Raw genomic sequence first — 1,465 nt, forward strand, 5'->3', positions numbered from 1 at the left:
TCCCCCTCTGGCAGGATAGTTGACACCCCATACTGAAAATCTCTATGGGGGCAACGGAGCCTGTTATGAAACGCTATTCACCGGAACGTAAAGCCGCCGTTTTGGCCAAATTACTGCCGCCCTACAACATGACCGTTACCGCACTTGCACAACAGGAAGGGATATCGGAAGCTACCCTTTATAATTGGCGAACCCAGGCCAAGCTGGAGGGAAAACCGGTGCCCGGAGCTAACAAAACCACCGACCTTTGGTCGACAGAAGCGCGCTTTGCGGTCATCGTTGAAACCGCCACCCTCAGTGAAGCCGAACTGAGTGAATACTGCCGTCGCAAAGGCCTTTATCCTGAACAAATCGCCCAGTGGAAACAGGCTTTTCTCCAGACGCCACAAGCTGATACCGGCCAGTCGCAAAAGCAGGCCCAAAAGAAAATCAAAGGGCTGGAGCGCGAATTGGCGCGCAAAGAAAAGGCCCTGGCCGAGGCGGCAGCGTTGCTGGTCTTGCGAAAAAAGCTGAATCACTATTACGGTGTGGAGGACGAGGACGACTGACCCCTGCGCATGAACGCACGCAGCTTATCCAATGGACAGGTGAAGCCATGCGCGCCGGCGCACGTCTGCTCTCCGCTTGCCGGGAAGTGGGGGTCAGCCTGAGCACCTGGCGGCGCTGGCGCGGCCAGGCTGAAGACCGTCGCCCCACCGCAGCGCGTCCGGTACCGGCCAATAAACTGACGGCTGAGGAAGAGCGCCAGATAATCGCGGTATGTAACGAGCCGGAATATGCCAGCTTGCCGCCGGCACAGATCGTGCCACGGCTGGCGGACAAGGGCATCTACCTGGCCAGTGAGTCGACGTTTTACCGGGTGCTCCGGCGACACGGGCAGGTACATCATCGAGGCCGCAGCCGGGCACCGCTGAAAGTGAAGAAACCGACCAGCTATCAGGCTCTCGGGCCACGTCAGGTGTGGACGTGGGACGTCACCTGGTTAGCCTCACGGGTTCGTGCATCCGTTAGTGCTGCATGCCGACAATGGTGCGCCAATGAAATCCCAGACGTTGAAAGCGAAACTGGAAGAACTGAATATCACCGGCTCGCACAGTCGCCCACGAGTCAGCAACGATAATCCCTATGTGGAGTCGCTGTTCAGGACGCTAAAATATGTTCCGGCGTGGCCGTCATCAGGCTTCCTGGATCTGGATGAAGCGCGGCGTTGGGTCGAGGAGTTCAGGCAGTGGTATAACGAAGCGCACCGGCATAGCGCCATCGGTTATGTGACCCCGGACCAGCGGCATCGGGGGGAAGATATAAGCCTGCTGGCAAAACGAAAAGCCTTATATGAGACGGCTCAAAAAACCCGACCGGAACGATGGTCAACCTCATGCCGTCAATGGCAGCGAGTCGAGGTAGTGATGTTGAATCCGGAGAAGCCAGAAACTGGGCTGAAAACGGCAGCATAAAAACGAATAAG

At 57.3% G+C, this 1,465-nt stretch carries 1 pseudogene; it reads left to right on the plus strand.

Annotated features, from left to right (window positions below):
* Nucleotides 1-65 precede the first annotated feature (65 nt).
* Nucleotides 66-1,454, plus strand: a pseudogene (locus NC856_RS17585) (transposase).
* The last annotated feature ends 11 nt before the right edge of the window (nucleotides 1,455-1,465 follow it).

Source organism: Brenneria izbisi (assembly GCF_025840185.1).
Classification (GTDB): domain Bacteria; phylum Pseudomonadota; class Gammaproteobacteria; order Enterobacterales; family Enterobacteriaceae; genus Brenneria; species Brenneria izbisi.